The 16,585-nt window shown below is 27.7% G+C and carries 32 protein-coding genes; 8 read left to right on the forward strand and 24 right to left on the reverse strand.

Annotated features, from left to right (window positions below; all coding sequences use genetic code 11):
• Positions 1 to 175: 175 nt before the first annotated feature.
• From PHC28_RS05840 to PHC28_RS05870, 7 genes are all read right to left on the reverse strand, one after another.
• Positions 176 to 442, reverse strand: coding sequence for a hypothetical protein (locus PHC28_RS05840; protein WP_300097237.1), 267 nt, complete (start codon positions 440 to 442; stop codon positions 176 to 178).
• 1 nt (position 443) lies between these two features.
• Positions 444 to 593, reverse strand: a complete 150-nt coding sequence (locus PHC28_RS05845; RefSeq protein WP_300097239.1) for a hypothetical protein — start codon at positions 591 to 593, stop codon at positions 444 to 446.
• A gap of 15 nt (positions 594 to 608) precedes the next feature.
• Complete coding sequence (locus PHC28_RS05850; protein ID WP_300097242.1) at positions 609 to 1,367, reverse strand: hypothetical protein; 759 nt, start codon at positions 1,365 to 1,367, stop codon at positions 609 to 611.
• A 5-nt stretch (positions 1,368 to 1,372) separates the two neighbouring features.
• Positions 1,373 to 1,588: a hypothetical protein gene (locus PHC28_RS05855; protein WP_300097244.1), complete on the reverse strand. Its 216-nt coding sequence runs from the start codon at positions 1,586 to 1,588 to the stop codon at positions 1,373 to 1,375.
• A gap of 96 nt (positions 1,589 to 1,684) precedes the next feature.
• Complete coding sequence (locus PHC28_RS05860) at positions 1,685 to 2,059, reverse strand: hypothetical protein (protein WP_300097245.1); 375 nt, start codon at positions 2,057 to 2,059, stop codon at positions 1,685 to 1,687.
• Positions 2,060 to 2,120: 61 nt separating this feature from the next.
• Positions 2,121 to 2,378, reverse strand: a complete 258-nt coding sequence (locus PHC28_RS05865) for a hypothetical protein (protein WP_300097246.1) — start codon at positions 2,376 to 2,378, stop codon at positions 2,121 to 2,123.
• Positions 2,379 to 2,462: 84 nt separating this feature from the next.
• Complete coding sequence (locus PHC28_RS05870; protein WP_300097247.1) at positions 2,463 to 2,795, reverse strand: hypothetical protein; 333 nt, start codon at positions 2,793 to 2,795, stop codon at positions 2,463 to 2,465.
• A gap of 79 nt (positions 2,796 to 2,874) precedes the next feature.
• Between PHC28_RS05870 and PHC28_RS05875 the strand changes: the two genes are divergently transcribed.
• Together PHC28_RS05875 and PHC28_RS05880 are read left to right on the forward strand one after the other, a co-directional pair.
• Entirely contained in the window at positions 2,875 to 3,672 is a 798-nt protein-coding gene (locus PHC28_RS05875) for a tail sheath stabilizer and completion protein (protein WP_300097248.1), read from the forward strand.
• Positions 3,660 to 4,121, forward strand: a complete 462-nt coding sequence (locus PHC28_RS05880; RefSeq protein WP_300097249.1) for a hypothetical protein — start codon at positions 3,660 to 3,662, stop codon at positions 4,119 to 4,121. The genes PHC28_RS05875 and PHC28_RS05880 overlap by 13 nt, the downstream gene beginning before the upstream one ends.
• A gap of 188 nt (positions 4,122 to 4,309) precedes the next feature.
• Here PHC28_RS05880 and PHC28_RS05885 read toward each other — a convergent pair whose 3' ends face one another.
• The 14 genes from PHC28_RS05885 to PHC28_RS05950 form a co-directional block, all read right to left on the reverse strand.
• Positions 4,310 to 4,585: a hypothetical protein gene (locus PHC28_RS05885; RefSeq protein WP_300097251.1), complete on the reverse strand. Its 276-nt coding sequence runs from the start codon at positions 4,583 to 4,585 to the stop codon at positions 4,310 to 4,312.
• A gap of 10 nt (positions 4,586 to 4,595) precedes the next feature.
• Positions 4,596 to 4,910 carry a hypothetical protein gene (locus PHC28_RS05890; protein WP_300097253.1) on the reverse strand — a complete coding sequence of 105 codons (315 nt, stop codon included), beginning with the start codon at positions 4,908 to 4,910 and terminating at the stop codon, positions 4,596 to 4,598.
• Positions 4,911 to 5,210, reverse strand: a complete 300-nt coding sequence (locus tag PHC28_RS05895) for a hypothetical protein (protein ID WP_300097255.1) — start codon at positions 5,208 to 5,210, stop codon at positions 4,911 to 4,913. It lies immediately after the preceding gene.
• Between the two features lie 529 nt (positions 5,211 to 5,739).
• Positions 5,740 to 5,889, reverse strand: a complete 150-nt coding sequence (locus PHC28_RS05900) for a hypothetical protein (protein WP_300097257.1) — start codon at positions 5,887 to 5,889, stop codon at positions 5,740 to 5,742.
• 81 nt (positions 5,890 to 5,970) lie between these two features.
• The gene (locus tag PHC28_RS05905; RefSeq protein ID WP_300097259.1) at positions 5,971 to 7,275 is read right to left on the reverse strand and encodes an RNA ligase family protein; all 1,305 of its coding nucleotides are present in this window, start codon (positions 7,273 to 7,275) and stop codon (positions 5,971 to 5,973) included.
• A 42-nt stretch (positions 7,276 to 7,317) separates the two neighbouring features.
• Positions 7,318 to 7,611 carry a DUF1737 domain-containing protein gene (locus PHC28_RS05910; protein WP_300097261.1) on the reverse strand — a complete coding sequence of 98 codons (294 nt, stop codon included), beginning with the start codon at positions 7,609 to 7,611 and terminating at the stop codon, positions 7,318 to 7,320.
• Between the two features lie 8 nt (positions 7,612 to 7,619).
• A complete protein-coding gene (locus PHC28_RS05915; protein WP_300097263.1) occupies positions 7,620 to 8,108 on the reverse strand; it encodes a hypothetical protein in 489 nt (162 codons plus the stop codon).
• Positions 8,099 to 8,374, reverse strand: a complete 276-nt coding sequence (locus PHC28_RS05920) for a hypothetical protein (RefSeq protein ID WP_300097265.1) — start codon at positions 8,372 to 8,374, stop codon at positions 8,099 to 8,101. Before PHC28_RS05920 ends, PHC28_RS05915 begins: the two co-directional genes overlap by 10 nt.
• A gap of 8 nt (positions 8,375 to 8,382) precedes the next feature.
• Positions 8,383 to 8,673, reverse strand: coding sequence for a hypothetical protein (locus PHC28_RS05925; protein WP_300097266.1), 291 nt, complete (start codon positions 8,671 to 8,673; stop codon positions 8,383 to 8,385).
• Complete coding sequence (locus PHC28_RS05930) at positions 8,654 to 8,995, reverse strand: hypothetical protein (RefSeq protein WP_300097268.1); 342 nt, start codon at positions 8,993 to 8,995, stop codon at positions 8,654 to 8,656. Before PHC28_RS05930 ends, PHC28_RS05925 begins: the two co-directional genes overlap by 20 nt.
• A gap of 8 nt (positions 8,996 to 9,003) precedes the next feature.
• Positions 9,004 to 9,219, reverse strand: a complete 216-nt coding sequence (locus PHC28_RS05935) for a hypothetical protein (protein ID WP_300097270.1) — start codon at positions 9,217 to 9,219, stop codon at positions 9,004 to 9,006.
• Between the two features lie 19 nt (positions 9,220 to 9,238).
• Complete coding sequence (locus tag PHC28_RS05940) at positions 9,239 to 9,610, reverse strand: hypothetical protein (RefSeq protein ID WP_300097272.1); 372 nt, start codon at positions 9,608 to 9,610, stop codon at positions 9,239 to 9,241.
• Positions 9,611 to 9,695: 85 nt separating this feature from the next.
• On the reverse strand, positions 9,696 to 9,848 hold the full coding sequence (locus PHC28_RS05945) for a hypothetical protein (protein WP_300097274.1): 153 nt from the start codon (positions 9,846 to 9,848) through the stop codon (positions 9,696 to 9,698).
• Positions 9,838 to 10,296, reverse strand: coding sequence for an HD domain-containing protein (locus PHC28_RS05950; protein ID WP_300097276.1), 459 nt, complete (start codon positions 10,294 to 10,296; stop codon positions 9,838 to 9,840). Before PHC28_RS05950 ends, PHC28_RS05945 begins: the two co-directional genes overlap by 11 nt.
• Positions 10,297 to 10,494: 198 nt before the next feature.
• Here PHC28_RS05950 and PHC28_RS05955 point away from each other — a divergent pair, with 198 nt between their 5' ends.
• Complete coding sequence (locus PHC28_RS05955; RefSeq protein ID WP_300097278.1) at positions 10,495 to 11,289, forward strand: NUMOD3 domain-containing DNA-binding protein; 795 nt, start codon at positions 10,495 to 10,497, stop codon at positions 11,287 to 11,289.
• A gap of 194 nt (positions 11,290 to 11,483) precedes the next feature.
• Here PHC28_RS05955 and PHC28_RS05960 read toward each other — a convergent pair whose 3' ends face one another.
• From PHC28_RS05960 to PHC28_RS05970, 3 genes are read right to left on the reverse strand one after another with little or no spacing between them, the layout of a single operon-like run.
• Positions 11,484 to 11,825, reverse strand: a complete 342-nt coding sequence (locus tag PHC28_RS05960; RefSeq protein WP_300097280.1) for a hypothetical protein — start codon at positions 11,823 to 11,825, stop codon at positions 11,484 to 11,486.
• The gene (locus PHC28_RS05965) at positions 11,809 to 11,991 is read right to left on the reverse strand and encodes a hypothetical protein (RefSeq protein WP_300097282.1); all 183 of its coding nucleotides are present in this window, start codon (positions 11,989 to 11,991) and stop codon (positions 11,809 to 11,811) included. Before PHC28_RS05965 ends, PHC28_RS05960 begins: the two co-directional genes overlap by 17 nt.
• On the reverse strand, positions 11,988 to 12,449 hold the full coding sequence (locus tag PHC28_RS05970) for a hypothetical protein (RefSeq protein ID WP_300097284.1): 462 nt from the start codon (positions 12,447 to 12,449) through the stop codon (positions 11,988 to 11,990). The genes PHC28_RS05965 and PHC28_RS05970 overlap by 4 nt, the downstream gene beginning before the upstream one ends.
• Before the next feature lie 211 nt (positions 12,450 to 12,660).
• Between PHC28_RS05970 and PHC28_RS05975 the strand changes: the two genes are divergently transcribed.
• From PHC28_RS05975 to PHC28_RS05995, 5 genes are read left to right on the forward strand one after another with little or no spacing between them, the layout of a single operon-like run.
• Entirely contained in the window at positions 12,661 to 13,521 is an 861-nt protein-coding gene (locus PHC28_RS05975; protein ID WP_300097286.1) for a hypothetical protein, read from the forward strand.
• Positions 13,522 to 14,028 (forward strand): baseplate wedge protein 53, encoded by a 507-nt coding sequence (locus PHC28_RS05980; protein ID WP_300097288.1) that lies wholly within the window; start codon positions 13,522 to 13,524, stop codon positions 14,026 to 14,028.
• On the forward strand, positions 14,029 to 15,231 hold the full coding sequence (locus tag PHC28_RS05985; RefSeq protein ID WP_300097290.1) for a hypothetical protein: 1,203 nt from the start codon (positions 14,029 to 14,031) through the stop codon (positions 15,229 to 15,231).
• Positions 15,231 to 16,043 (forward strand): hypothetical protein, encoded by an 813-nt coding sequence (locus tag PHC28_RS05990; RefSeq protein ID WP_300097292.1) that lies wholly within the window; start codon positions 15,231 to 15,233, stop codon positions 16,041 to 16,043. The genes PHC28_RS05985 and PHC28_RS05990 overlap by 1 nt, the downstream gene beginning before the upstream one ends.
• A gap of 2 nt (positions 16,044 to 16,045) precedes the next feature.
• Positions 16,046 to 16,489, forward strand: a complete 444-nt coding sequence (locus tag PHC28_RS05995; RefSeq protein ID WP_300097294.1) for a hypothetical protein — start codon at positions 16,046 to 16,048, stop codon at positions 16,487 to 16,489.
• The last annotated feature ends 96 nt before the right edge of the window (positions 16,490 to 16,585 follow it).

Below are 16,585 nucleotides of genomic sequence, written 5' to 3' on the forward strand. Positions count from 1 at the left end.
CATTTTGTAAATAACCTACAATTTCAGTATCACTTTCTGATCCAATATTTATATGTACTAATTTACTATCATCCATTTCTTTAGTAATATTAAAGGATACTTCATATCCTTTTTTAATCATTTCGGGCGAATATTGAAGAATTATTTTACTTGTTTTAATCATATAATATCCTATTTAAAATTCTATATCAATTATTTCGCAGTTAAAAATATCAAGAATATGTTCTACTTTTTTTAATAGTTTTTGTGCAGTTGCTTTATTCGATACGATATATTTTATTCTTGGATTATTTGCTGGTCCACCTCTCGTAAATATGGCACTATCATGTATATCCATCAATTGGTTATATATTTTAATGGAATTATCAATCAACCCTGTATATTCATTCCAATCATCTTCAGGTGATTCATATTCAACTTCAAAATAAAATACACTTGGCATATTACCTCACAAAGTCCTTAATTTTATCTTCACTCAAGAATTTATTAAAATTATCAACAAAGGTAGAGTTATAATTATTGATAATTTCGTCATAAAATTTATACCAATATTCTCTACAATAACCACTCACGATACTTGTACAAATTTTCATTACAGCAATTTTATATCATGTATATGGATCAACTTTAAATTCATTTGGTATTAAATATCTTTCTAAAGTTAATACCATAGCCTCTTCTTGCGCCAGAATTATTTTTTCTTCGTGGGATAAAGAATTAAATTTTTCTTCAGAACATTGCACTTCTTCACCGTCTTTGATGATTTTCAAATACAATGGTGAATTAGGATAACTTACTGCACAATGTAAATCGTCATGATTATAGCGGTAAAAACTTTCTTTCTTTTCAAAAAAAGTTGTTGATTTTTGATTTAATTTGGGATGAGAATAATTATACGTTTCTGATTCTCTGATTCTCAACCATTCTGCATCAAAGATTTTAGCATTTTTTGATTCTAGGAATTGTAAATCTCTCATTGTTTTAAGAAAATGAGGAGAATTTTTAAGGTATCTATGTGAATATTTTAATGTATATAAAATATCTTGAGTTGGATAAATCATATTGAATTCATCTCTAGTAATCATATAACCGACATATTGATCATTATCTAAGATATAATCAATCAAACTTTTACTAGAAGTTTCATCATATGCTAATTCAATCTCAGTGATATATTCACCTCGGATCAAATATTTGTTACCGTCGTCAATTGGATAGTAACGAATGCTACTATCCAATTTTTTACGATAATTGATATATTTGTCAAGGGTATCTTGATTCATAATCAAATCTAAGTCCTTTGGAGTTCTATATCCTGGATAGATTTTATTTATGGCAGATGATCCAATAACTAATATATTATTCATGTCATTTAGCAGCTTGATGATGAAGGATTCCAGCCGCTTTCTCCTTCGCAATTACTCGTTTCCCAGTCACCATCATAATAACCGCCCATACCATATGCTGGACCACTCCAGCTAAAACTCAATTTATATTCTTTAGCAAGTGCCTCCGCTTCAGAAATTTTGGCTTCAGCTTCTTTGATTAAATTGGCGATTTGTTTATTTACTTCTCTTGTATCTGTCATAATATTACCTCAGTTAAATTAAAATTTTTTATCAATAGAATCATTTAATTATTTTTCACATAATTATTACCTCATATAATAAATTTATAATATTTTTCATTCATCCCAGGATAAAGCACCAACCCCGTCGATAACATCTTGCGTCATCTCAATGATAGTTAACATATATTCAGGAAATCCACTATTAGAAATTGGAAAATATGCTGGGACATATCCCTCAATTTCAACTTTATAATACTCTTGTTGTGTTTTAGATTTAGCTAGAGTATATAAAGGAGTACCGTCATAATCTCTATCGTGATCAACAACGAATAATCGGGCATGGATAATGGCACATGCACCGTCACCATACCATTCTTCGTATTTAACTTCGACTAAAGAACCGATTGGTATATTATGCTTCTTATTGTTATTTTCTTCTCTAAAAGTTAAACCAGTCTCTTCATTTACTATATCTGCAACATTTATCATAATAATTATCTCACTTATATTGAAATTTAATTATAAAGTATTATTTGATATTGTCAAATTTTTATTGATATTGCTTAAATGAAGTAGGAAGTTCTATTTCACATTCAGCACATTGATAATATGTATTTTTCCATCCGAAATTATTTCTGTATGAATTGGGTACATATTCCCCAGTTGTTGTTTTTCTGTATCCAAATCGAGTAGATTTTTTTAATACTGGTTCTGATATTGAACCAGAAAAAGTAATTGCAGTCGCTCTACTATGTCCATATTTTCTAGCTATAATATTAGCAATAGTTTGTAATGTTTTAGTTTTCATAATAAAATTTTCTCATAAGAATATCAACTTTTATATATTATAATTACTTTTTTAAAAAATGTCAAATATTTTTAAAAATTAACATCAATCCGCGTACTTATTATCAAAAATTCTTGGGTATGGTGTTTCATTTTTGATAGCATCAGCTAAATCTAACGCAAATACTTTTGCAGATCTGAGTTTGATGAATATGTATCGGCTTTTATCATCTGCCTTATCACCAATATCACTTTCTCCTTCACAAACAGACCATTCACCAAATTTATTTTTTAAAATATCAACAAATACAACAGGGATATCAAATCTATCTAATTTTATATCAATTCTGTACCATGTCGTTGCTATTTTGCGAATTTTTAAATCCATTGATTTTTGTTTACCTTGTTCTTCTTGTAAAAAATCTAAAAATTTTTTCATGGTTGTAATTCCTTTAAAATTTGAAATATTATAAATTATAATATAAATAAAATAAAGTATTTATTTTTATAGGAAACATATGGCTAGACCAGTATTTTACAATCAGACTATAAAAAATTGTATAGTTGCTTTTGCCACTATATTCAATGATATCAGGATTATCACAGAACATAATGAAGAAATAACTGTACCTTTACATTATGCACCAAAAGAAAAATTCGTGAGTATGATTGACGAGAATGTTGATTTGAATGTCATCAACATTGAACGAGTATTACCTAGAATGGGTTTTGAATTAACTGGATTATTATTTGATTCTACAAGATTTTCAAATCCTTTAAATAGAATGATTGATGTTCAAAATAACGTATCAAAGAAATATATGTTTTCGAGGGTGCCTTATAACTTACAATTCACCTTATATATTGCTACTAAAAAATTCGAAACAGCTTTACAAATAGTTGAACAAATTTTTCCTTTTTTTGTACCAGAATTAAATATTACGGTAAGAGATAAAGAAGATTTCAATTTATTCACAGATATCCCTGTAACGCTTGATAGTTCCTCTTTTAGTATTGAATATGAAGGTACATTTGAAGAAAAGCGTAGGATAGAATGGGAAATGAATTTTACGTTAAAAGCATGGTTATATGGTGACGTAAAACAACAAGAACGTATTAAGAAAACTATCATTGATTTCAATTCAGTATCTTTCACTGAACAATTTGATACATTAGTAGAACATGATGAATTAGATGTTAGAATTACTACGGAATTTGTTCCTCCAGATACGATAATCGAAACTATTACTAAGCCGAGTTACGCATTTATTGAAGCAAATATCAAAACCGGAGAGGAATTATTTTGTCAGATTTAGTCGAATATATAAGAGAAGATAAAATGGATCCAATATCAGAATTTCTTGGTGCTAGTACAGGAATAGATTATTCAAAATCTTTAATCTATTCTGAAAAAACGAGTAGAGAAATAAAATTACAAGTCGATGAAGTTAAAGCCTCTAATTCAACAGAAGATTACACGTTCGTCAGAGAAAATATGAGAAAAATTATTACTCAGGCAATGGATTTAATCCCTGATGCAATTAGTTTGGCTAGAGAGACTGAAAATAGCAAATCTTTTGATAGTGCCTCGTTATTACTCCAAACACTATCAAATATCAATAAAGATTTACTTGAAATCAATAAGATTGATCCAAAAGGGAAGGCACAAGCTGAAAATATAACTAATAATACGACTAATAATACCGCAATTATTTGTTCTCCTGAAGAAGTATTAAAACGGCTTTCTTCTATTGACCCAAACTAATTTGTTTTGGAGATATCCTTCTCCATAATGATTTTCACAGTCATTATTCGTACAAGAAGCCCAATAATCATGATCACATGATTCGGGCCTGTATTTTTCTAAATCATTATTACACAAATAATCAGCTACCTGAGAACCACAGGTTTTACAAATTCCTATAATACCACAAAAATCTTTTTCTGAAATAATCATTTAAAAGTCTCTCTGAATTTTTTTAATTGTATTCTTGCTTGTTTCAATGCTCTGTGAATTACTTCGTTATTCACATTTTTTGTAGATAACTCATTTAAATATGAAATATTATTTTCTAACATTTTTATGATTTCTTGTTCAGAGGATTTAGTAACATTAAGATACACAGACTTAATTTTCTTGATTGAATACTTACCTAATCTATCGATTATAGAAAACAAATACAACTGTTCGTTTTTATCTTCTTTAATATATTCAAAATAAGTTGTCATCTAATTTCCTTTATTTGAAATTATCATATTGTTTTTGTGCTTTAGTAAATGCTTGTTTAGTTATCTTATATTGATTCCTCATGCGTTCTACTTCTGCTGATTTATCTTTTTTATCATATTTAGATACTTGTTTTTCTAAATCGATCATATTATTTTTGAGTTCTTCAACATTTGATGATAATTGGTCTCTAATATTATCAGAATTATCTATAAGAGTTTCAACAACTTTATAATATTTCAATAGCGTATTTTTATCTATTTCTATGTCATAAATAAAATATTTTTTAACTTTCGCTTCTTCAATGTATTCAAAATAAGTTTTCATTTAATTTCCTTCCTCTGTGAATGTTACATTTCCATTTGTAGCATATGCTTTGTATAAAATCGAATCACATACTAAATATTTACCAATCATACTTTCTGCCCATGAAATTTCAGCTTTAAAATATTCTTTAGTGAAATCATAGTGCTTATTCGCTATTAATGCAGTTAATTCAGGAACATGAAATTCTCCGGTCATAAAAGGATTAACTTCACCATCAATATCTTCTAATATGAATCCATCGAATCTTAATATATTATCCCACAACCTACTTTTAATAGCTACTATTTTATGTTTTGACATGTTTAAAATATCTATAAGTTATATGGTAAGATTTTTTCGTTATTGAGCAATCTTTAACTTGGTCTAAGTATAAACTAATATCACCAATATAATTATGCATTGAAATTGATATATTTGATCTTGATTTCAAGATATAAACAATTATTTGATTATTTATATTATCTAGATCAGCATATACAAATCCAGGAATATTTCTATATCCTATCTTATAATTGAAATATCGTAATGTATGATCATCAATATTATCATACAATTGATTTTGTAATAATATGCCATTATAAATTTTGCCAGATAAAATCATATTTTTTCTTCAAACATATAACATGCACAATATTTACATCCAACTGATCTATTACCTTCAAATGGATCAAAATGACGATAATAGGGGTGACCACATTTACATATTCTATCATCACCGTAGTCTTTATTATATTTATAAACCGTATCTACTCTTACGATTTTTTCAATTATATAAGGAGGAGTAATAAATTTGTTAGATGTAACCTCTAACTCCGTTATATATGGTATATCAGTCATTTGGTTGTACACATGCATTAGGATTATTTGAAAATTGACTGCATGGATTATCTGCACTAATTTCAATTTGTACAAATATCCAAATAACAACCGCTAATACGATAATACCAATATTAAATAATGCTTCTTGTATATCTTTCATAAAAATTCCTCTAATTATATTCATTAAAATTAATAGATGCCTTATTTTATATTTAAAATCATAAGGCATCTATTATATCAGTTACTTTTTGGCATCATAACCTAGATTCATACTTTTAACACTAAGTTTATTATTATGCTTAGTCCTAACTACGACACCTTCAATTAGAATACCTTTAGCTTCATATTCAGCAAAAATCATATTTGATCTATGGATGATATCATCAAATGATTCAGGAATAAATTCAGCAACGATTTCTGTAAAAGGAATACCTAAATCAGTAGCTACTCTTTCAAGATTAAATTCATCTCCATAATGCAATCTTTGCGCTGCACCAGTAGATAAATCATCAACTCCAAATAATACCAGTTGCTGAGGTAATTTAGCATCAGGGTTGTATTTATTACCAGATCCTTTTAAACCTTGACCAATAATTTCACCTCTTAATGCAAGTTCAATACCATGCTCTTTACAGTAGTCGGGTAACTTTTCAATGATATTATATTTGTTAGCTAACTCAACCCAAGTATCTTTAACTTCTTTCATAACTGCTGTGAAATCACTTGATAAGATTTCTTCATTTGTCATGAAAATTTCTTTATCTTGATTATACCATCCTGTTAATTTCAATTCTTGACTATAATATTTCTTGAAAATATTACCTTCAGGATCAATATAATCCGACGCGAATTTTTGTTCAAGTTTCTTTTCAAGGCTTCTTGAACACACACCAAGTTTATATTCGCCTTGGAGTTCATTAAACTTCTTACAATAGCTCGTCCAACTAGAACCATCTCGTTTCACGGTCATCACTACAACATCACCGTCTTCAACGACTCTTGCTACATTTTTCTTTTGATTGAAAATATTATCTTCATCGGTTTTATACAAGAATGAAGGAAAATCACCTGCAGCCATACCACTGCCAGATTTTTCTGGCTCTTCGTATTTGAATATACCTAATCGTTCACTCAATGAACCTTCATGATTTTCTTGAGAACGTAAAAAATCTAATACATCATTTTGTGGCATCAAAATACCAACAGAATAAACTGGATCATTTGTATATTCATCAAGAGAAAAATTAAATTTAATTGCCCTGATCCTATTTTGTTTACCCAATCTCGATTTATTGGGTTGACCATCTGGCGCAATAAAATCAGCGAATAAAGAATTTTCGCTCAGACAATAATCTGGTTGAAAAAAGTATGCAATATCACCGATTTCATATAAATCTTTTCTTGCAACGATAGTAAAACCACACTCATCACCATTTTCAAAATTGAACTGTACTAATTCAATTGCATTTGCTGGTTCGCCGTTTTTATATAATACAGCTTTTTCACGAATACTTACTTTTTGTACTGCTTTATCATTATTTTCCATTTTTAATCACCTTATTGTAAAAATTAAATATTATATTAAAATTTAAATATTGTCAATATTATTTTTTTCATCGGTTGAAAGTGCTACTGTACCAGTCAATGGAAATCCTATGAATGATTGTTTTGGTTGACCTACTGGTAAACTCGATTTAATTTTTCTCGTACTAATTGTTCTAGTCTTACCAGAACTAATTGAACCGTTGATCAATGCTTGTGCTATGAAATTTCCATCTGGGCCATATATAAATGGTTGCCCATATAATCTCCAGCCCTCGTTCAATAAAGTATTGATAGTTTCTTCTAATTCATATCCAGTTTTAATGACTAATTTAAACATGTATCCTCTTATATTGTTATATCTTTATCTACTAAATTTCTTGAAATTTCAAAAATATAATGTAGATCTTCTCTATGTTTATTATAAGTAGCATCATCGACATTCATAAATCTATCAAATAAAATATCAATTTTTGCTTTTACGATTTCTCTAGGTTTTTCATAATTAATTCCATCAAAATTGATAGTTGATATATCATTCGAACGAATAAAACTATCAATTTTGAAATTGTAATTTAACAAACTACACTTATAATAATTATCAGTATATTCTTCTGGCTGTAATACAGTTTGATCAATAACCAATTCTTCATTGCAATTTACTACGAATTGTTTAAATTGATCAATCGAAGGAAATACTATATCAATATCATGTATATTTCGTTTTGAATTATCACCAAAAAATCCTAATGATTTTAGTGCAAATGATCCGGTGATTATAGCGCCTTTTTCTGATAAATATTTTGCTGCTGTTTGCATATTATTTTCTAATGGCATCTGATATCTTCCCTCAAAGAATTCATTTTTTGAATATCAGGATGGTATATTGGTGCAATATGTTCAAACAAATATTCTCGATCTTGTTTTACTTCTTTTTTAATATTATCTTGTTGAACTACAACTTGTATAAATTTACAAATTCTACCATCACAATCATTTATAATTTGTAAACCATTGAAAAGTTCCCAAGAATCATTCAAATGGTTAGTAACCAGATCATTCATTTCAGTTGAATTATCTCCCACTAATATTTTATATCTCATATTTAAACCTATACTGTTCTATTTTCTAAAAATGAAATCAAATTTTCAATCAATACCTTTTTTTCTTTCAATGATATTTTTTTATTTTCAATTTCAGCTATTTGTTTAATTATTTCTTCACAAGAAGCAATCTCAATTTGTTTAATATTAACTGCATAAGCTATTGCTCCACACATTAATGAACAAAATTGAGTAATCATATCATCATTATAGATTTCCGTTAATACGTTTAATTTTTGAATTAAAAATTTGTATATTGGTAGAATCTTTTTTCTTCTTTTAGACGTTTTTTCTTGCATCAGCTTCCTTATTTAAAGTGATTATTTTACCTTTTATACCTAACCATGAAATTAAAAAATAAATAGTTAAAAAATACCAGTGCATCGATGCAGCTATACCACAAACAACCAAATAAATACACCAATTATAATTTTTTGGGGTATTTTTATATGTTGAAAGAATATACTCATCTGGTAAAAATTGTACGATATACAATAATGTTGCAAATAAAAATAATATCAACCAAACAAGATTACTTGCCCAAACGATATTTAACACAGCTAATATCATTAGTAGCAATATAATCGACGATACTCCATATAATTTTAAAAAATTTATCATATTTTAACTCACTCCGAAATTAATGTACACCTTTTAATTGCTAAAAGTAATTCTGAAACTGATACATATACGCTTTGTTCTGTATCTCTTATACTAGTTGTCAATTTTAAAATTTTAACTAAATCAGTTGTATCGGCAATACCTTCAATAATTAACTTGCCAGATTCAATATAACCTTTCTGATCTTTTAATAAGATCTCGCTTTTCGTAGTAACAACCGCCATAAATATTTCCTCTAAATAATCAAATCAACCAATTTTTAACACTATACAAACCTTCGCTATGACCATGTTCCCATGAGATATTGAATAGCAATTCTTTTTTTGGATTATTTTCAACACCATAATATTTAAATAAATCTTCTCTAAATTTATTATGTTTATAATTGCTTTCTGTTTGAAATACTTGTTTTGCTAAATTATATTCAGCTTCTTTGAATGAAGTATCAAATAAGTATTTTTTTCTGAAATCTTGACCATATTTTGATACAGCTTCTTCTCGTGATAAATCAACATCCAATACTTTACCTTCTTTGTAAATATTGAAAGTAAAGTAATCATTTTTCATTGGAAATTTTGCTGAAACTTCATAATCAGTCATATTCATTGTATTCACCTTGTCATAATTATATTTGAGTAAAAATTATATTTTATTTTTGATAAATTGTCAACTCTTTTAATGATGTTAAATATTTCTAATTTTAAACGTATTTAACATCATTAAAAGATTTATTTTTGTGTTTTTCTTTTCTATTAAATTTAGTTCTATCAATATAAATACTTGCTCTATTGAATTCATGTGCATATTTTGCGACTAAATTTAATACAGTTTTTTCTTTCTTTTTATTTTTCATAGTCCATCAACCTTATTGTTATTTCGTTATAGAATATTTGATATTTTAATATACATTGTAAATCTTTTTCTTTTATACCTTTTTGTCTTGTTATATCTGTATTATGAGTTAAATCAGCTAATTTAACCCTCATAGCATAATAACAATTGAAAACCCTCTGTTTATATTCGTCATACGTTTCATTAGATTCTTTTCTTTTCGTTAAAGCATCTACTGCTTCAATTACAATTTCTGGGAATCCATGTTGTCTTAGTTCGGCTAATGTTACAGGAGTATCTTCAACAACATCGTGTAAAACTGCTATGCAATTGAGATCTTCATTATCTGTATTGAGAATTCTCATTACTTCTATTGCATGTAATATATACGGTTTACCATGACAATCATATTGATTATGATGTGCATTAGTGGCAATAAAAAGAGCCTTTGCTAAGTTGTTATTTTTCATTATATTACCATAGTTTATTGTAAATATCTTGTTTGATTAATCAATTAACCATACTTAGTTCTGGAAGTCATAAAATAAATGTTTCATTATAATATATCATATTTAGTTTGATTAAGTTCTTTTATCATCTAATACTGCTATACACTTGAGTAATATTTAAAATATAAATATTATTTATTATACTTTAAGAAACATAATATGTCAAATAAATTTTATACTTATCTAATTGGTTGGTCAACTCTCGATAAATTCTATTATGGTGTAAGGTACTCAAAAAACTCTACTCCAAGTGATTTATGGGTTAATTATTTTACAAGTTCCGACTATGTTAAGAAATTTAGAGAAGTATACGGTGAACCAGATATTATACAAGTTCGTAAAACTTTTGATTCATCTAAAAAAGCCAGAAGTTGGGAAGATAAAGTTATTCTAAGAATGAAAATAGTTCATTCTGATAAATGGTTAAATAGAAATTGGTCTGGTAAAAATTTCTATAATACCGGGTTTTCCCATTCAGATGAAACCAAAAAGAAAATATCGATTGCTAATACGGGTAAAAAGTTTAGTGAAGAACATAAACAAAAGTTATCTATTTCAAAATCTGGAGAAAATCACCCAATGTATGGCAAAAAACATACAACTCAAACAAAATCAAAAATATCAAATTCTTTAAATGGCGAAAATAATCCTATGTTCGGTAAATCTGCCTCTACTGAAACTAAACAAAAAATGTCTATTGCACGTTCTGGAGCTAATAATCCAATGTTTGGTAAAACTGGGAAAAATCATCCAAATTACGGATTGAATCATTCAGAAGAAACCAAAAAGAAAATATCAATTGCTAAAACAGGTAAGAAGTTTACTGAAGAACATAAACAAAAAATATCTATCAGAGTTAAAAGTAGACCAAAATTTGAATGTCCACATTGTCACAAATTTGTTTCAAAAACAAATCTACTTAGATGGCATAACGATAATTGTAAGTTAAAATAATTATTGTATTGAGAATACTCATAACTTTCAATGGATGTAGGATATATGGTAATCCCGTTGAATCATACTGTCCATTATGAGCATTAGTCGCTATTTGAATTGCTTTTGATAATAATTTCTTATTTTTCATGATATTCAATCTCCTCTGAATTTATATTTAGTATATTCAATGGATATCTAGTTGTAAAGAATTTTTAATCAAAAATATTTCTTTGTGTTAATTCTACCAACATATTAGTTGGCGAAAATCTGATCTGATTGATCAGTGAATTTACAACTTCATTTTTAAAATCATAAGTAAATAATCCATCATATATTTTATATTTATTTGGATCTAATTCTTTTATGAAGTTACAGATATTTTTTATAGGAAAATATTTATCACATATATTACCTAATATTGCAATTAGACCGTTTGATACTTCATCAATATCATCAGTGTCATAATAGTGTTCTTGATATAAATGGATGATATTTTTCATTGGTGTTTTACTTTTACATGCTATTATAAATAATTTTTCAAGTTCTGTCAACATTATTATATCCTTCAAAAAGTGGTAGCCACGCTTTAAAATATGTATTAGCCATTTCTATAGCTTCTATTTTAGATTTACCGATAGATTCAAAATATTTTACAGCAAAATCATATATCGATAATCGTTCATTATTTTTATCAATCTGTATTCGGATTTTTTCAATCATATTAGTTGTAAAGTTTCCTTATCAAATAAATATTGGAACAATTCTTCTTTTGTCAATGGTAGAGCATAATTATAATACCTATCAAAATTATCGATATAATAACTGAAGCTACCTTCTTCAAATCGCAATTTAGTTACAATACCAATCATATCAATATTTTTTTTACTGAAATCACGATTTGAAGCATCATCTTCTAACCAACAAAATATAGGTTTAATTTTTAAATCTTCATCGTAATAATCTTCATCAGATATACATTTTTCAAACCATTTAGGTTCATTGAATATTCTGGCGGTATCATACTGAGGAAAAATCAAACATTCTTGCCAATCAGATATTCCGATTCTTTTTGAGTAGAGAGTTTCATTTATAACTTTATATAGTAAATCAGTACCAACGATTATTATTTCTTGACGGTTGAATAAGCAAAGAACTAATTCTTTTTGATTCTTAAACATCATATATCCTCAAAAATAATTATTAAAAGTTAAATATTATATTAAAATAACGAAATTGTCAAATAATTTTTAATAGTAAAATCTTTAATTTTATTATTTTTATATAAAATAATATAGGTTTTACTATACTTGTTACATTTTGAAAATGAATAATAAATATAATTTTAAAATATTTTTTAAAAAGCTCAAAAATATCAAGGACTATAAAGATATGGCTATAAAAAAAGTTGATAACACTAATACAGTCAATTATAAAGGATATAGATATCCAAGTAACGTTGGTACTGGATCATTTTCATCATGTATAATGTTTACGGAATATGTGAGAAATTCCGGTGTCGGAACAAGCCCGGGTAATGCAATTATTTTATATATGCCAGAACGTGCTAGTAACCCATCTACTGTTAATTGGGAATCAAAAGCAACTGGTGTTGGTGTAAATGCTGTTTCACAGATGTTAGGCAATAACCAAAATGCTGCACAATCTGGCGAACAAACAATGTTAGGTGGTTTAGGACAGTTAATATCAAATGGTGTTGGTGCATTAGCCCAAGGAGCTGGTTCAGCTGCATTTGATGCAGCTAAATCATTTGCATCAAGTAAAGGGGTAAATATCGATTTATCTTTTGAAGAAGCTCAAGGAATAATATCAAGAACTATTCCAAACCCATATATTGAATATCTATTTAAAGGGGTAGATTTTAGAAATTTTGAATTTTCATTTAAATTATATCCACATTCACAAGCAGAAGCAGAAAATATTTATCAAATCATAAAAGTATTCAGATCAGCAGCATATCCTAATGCAGGTTCTGCTAATGATGCGATTTTAGGTTATCCAAACGAATTTGATATTGAATATCTCTACAACGGTAAAACAAATAAATATCTAAATAAATTCAAAAGATCAGTATTGACGAAAGTAGATGTTGATTATACCAGTGCAGGTTCATGGACAATGACCCGAGATGGATTTCCGTCACAAATCGAATTAAATCTAAGTTTTTCTGAAATACAAATTCTTGTCGCGAGTGATATTCGCAATGATATATCACAGGGAGGCGGATACTAAATGTTTAAAAAGCAAAATGTTATACAATATATAAACGGCGAAAATGCAGCCAATATATCACAAAGAATAATAATACCTTTGAAACAACAAGAATTGCAGCACTATTTTGTGCAGGATTATAAGAAGCCAGAGCAAATAAGTTTGGATTTATATGATACCCCAAATTATCATTGGACAATTTTATTAGTTAATAACATTATAAATCCCTTTCATAACTGGCCATTATCTAATGAAACTTTAGTTGAAGTATCAAAAAATAAATACAACGATATATATGCAACTCATCATTATCTTACTGCAGATGGATATATCGTTGATGAATTAACAACCAACGATTATGATACAAATTTATTACCCATCCCTCCTGATGTACTAATTGTTTCAAATATTGATTATGAAATTGAACTAAATAATAAAAAAAGAGATATAGTAGTAATAAAACCAAAATTTGTAAAGAATTTTGTAAATAAATACGAAAAAATACAAGAGAGTTTGAGGTTAATATAAATGATAGGTGGAAGTGCAGCAACAGATCTTTCAGAATATTCAATAAAAATAGATGATACAGAAATATCAAATTTTTGTATGAGTACTGTTATATTTCAAGATATATTTTCTCCGTCATGGGTATGTGAAATTTATGTTGCTGATACAAGTAACTTAATGATGATTCTACCAATTAAAGAAAAAAGTAAAATTGAAATACAACTTGGAACACAACACAATAGTATAACAGATGATAGTAAAAATTTCATTTTTTATGTTTATGGTATCGCAGATAAAGTATTCAAATCAGTTAATGATCAAAATTATACGATAATTGGAGTTTCTGAACAATTTTTTAAAAATCAAACCATCAGAATTCAAAAAGCCTTTAAAAATATGGCCCCAACTGAAATAGCACAAAAAGTTATCAAAGATAAATTAGGTGGTAATGTTGAAATTGATCAGTGTGATAATAATATAACAACTACAGTTTCAAATTTATCACCATTTCATACTGCATTTAAAATGTGCAAATTTGCGTTGATTGATAAAGCAGCAGACGCCCTATTTTATCAATTAGATGAAAATAAATACGCAATAAAAAGTATTGAAAAAATGTATTCTGATAATGACAGCGGATGGACTTTTAAAATAAGACCAAATAATCTAAAAGACGATTTAGGTAATCAAATAGAAGATAGAAATTTATGTATAAATGATTACAATATAGACCATTATAATTTGGGTACAAATATGGCAAGCGGTTTATACGGATCAAAAACAATTTCATTTGATTTCAAATCAAAATCATTTACTTCAAAAGAATTTAATTATGGTGATGATATATCAGAAGACAAAAAAGGTATTCAGTTAGATGATGATATATCTACAACTAATGCTAATATAAGATTTATTCCTAAACATACAAATATTCAACAAGATAAATCTACGTCTGATTTTGTTGATAAATGGGGACCATCTAGAAGATCTTCTTTAATGAAATTAGAACAAAATAAATTGATTATTCAATGTCCAGGTGCCGTTGGTGCGTGGCAAATTTTAGGTAAAACAGTCGATATAGAATTACCAAGTAATCAATCATTTGTACAAGAAGATCTTGATCCAAATTTAGCAGGAAAATATTTAGTTATGGCAGTTGCTCATTTCGCATCTGCATCAAGTTATTTCACTAATTATGAATTAGCAAAAAAGAGGGTTGGATAATGAGTGATTTTAGATTTCCTACTTTCACTTGGTTCATAGGAATTATTGAAGATGTAAATGATCCAGATATGTTAGGTAGATTAAAAGTAAGAATATATGGATATCATTCTGATAGTTTAAGTGAAATGGCAACTGAAGATTTACCTTGGGCATCTGTTATGTCTCCAGTCACGAGCGCGGCAATTTCTGGTATAGGTAATTCAAACACAGGATTAGTTAAAGGCACAACCGTAGTTGGATTCTTTTCTGATGGAGAAAATGCTGAAGTCCCAATTATTATGGGAACATTAGCTGGAGCCCCAAGCAAATCAGAAGAAAAAAATAAAGGTTTTCAAGATCCAGATGGAGTATATCCGAAATATAAAGACGGTGAATCTGATCTTAATAGATTAGCAAGAGGTATAACTAAAGATACGATCATCGAACAAAAAAATAAAAACACAACTGGTAATGAGCCTAAATCTCCTTATGCAGCTAAATATCCTTATAACAATGTAAGAGAAACTATTTCAGGTCACATCGAAGAATTTGATGATACTCCAGGGCACGAAAGAATACACCGATACCATAAAGCAGGCACATTTGAAGAAATTCATCCAGATGGCACAAGAGTTTTAAGAGTCGTAAAAAATAATTATGATATCATTTTTTCAGATAATAGCGTACAAGTTAAGGGCAATTTCAATATCAAAGTAGATGGGGATTATACAGTTACTGCAGGTGGTGATATTAAAATTAGTGCAGGTGGTAGTATGAATATAAAATCAGGTTCAAATATGACACTCAAAGGTTCAACAATATCACTAAATTAAATATGAAAACATATAACGAATACATAACTGAAATATTATCAAGAGATTATACATTTAACATCTCTAATAATTTATATACCTATTCTTTCGATGACAATACAGAATTACGTTTGAGATTTTATAAAATGCAAGATCGAGTATTGGGTACAGTATACAGAATTGATTTTTCTCTTACCGATACAAATAAAAATGAATATTTCGAACGTGGTAGTACAAATAAAAATCCTATAACAGTTTATGATATAGCATTCTCAGGCATTCGACAATTTTTATCAACTAATCCTTCAATCGAATATATTATGTTTACAGCAGAAAAATCTGAACAAAGTAGAGTGAAATTTTATGATAGAATGACGAAAAATTTTAATAAATATATTAAAAATTTCGAATTATTTGATATTAAAGAATCATCTACAGATAAAAGTTATTATCTTGAAAAACAATAATGCAATATATACCTGAAATAAAAACAATTTATAACAGATTAAAGAGTTCAGCTAAAAAAAGAAATATACCTTTCACTCTAACTATAAAAGATTTAT

Origin of the sequence: Flavobacterium sp. (assembly GCF_028712645.1) — a bacterium.
Taxonomy (GTDB): Bacteria; Bacteroidota; Bacteroidia; order Flavobacteriales; family Flavobacteriaceae; genus Flavobacterium.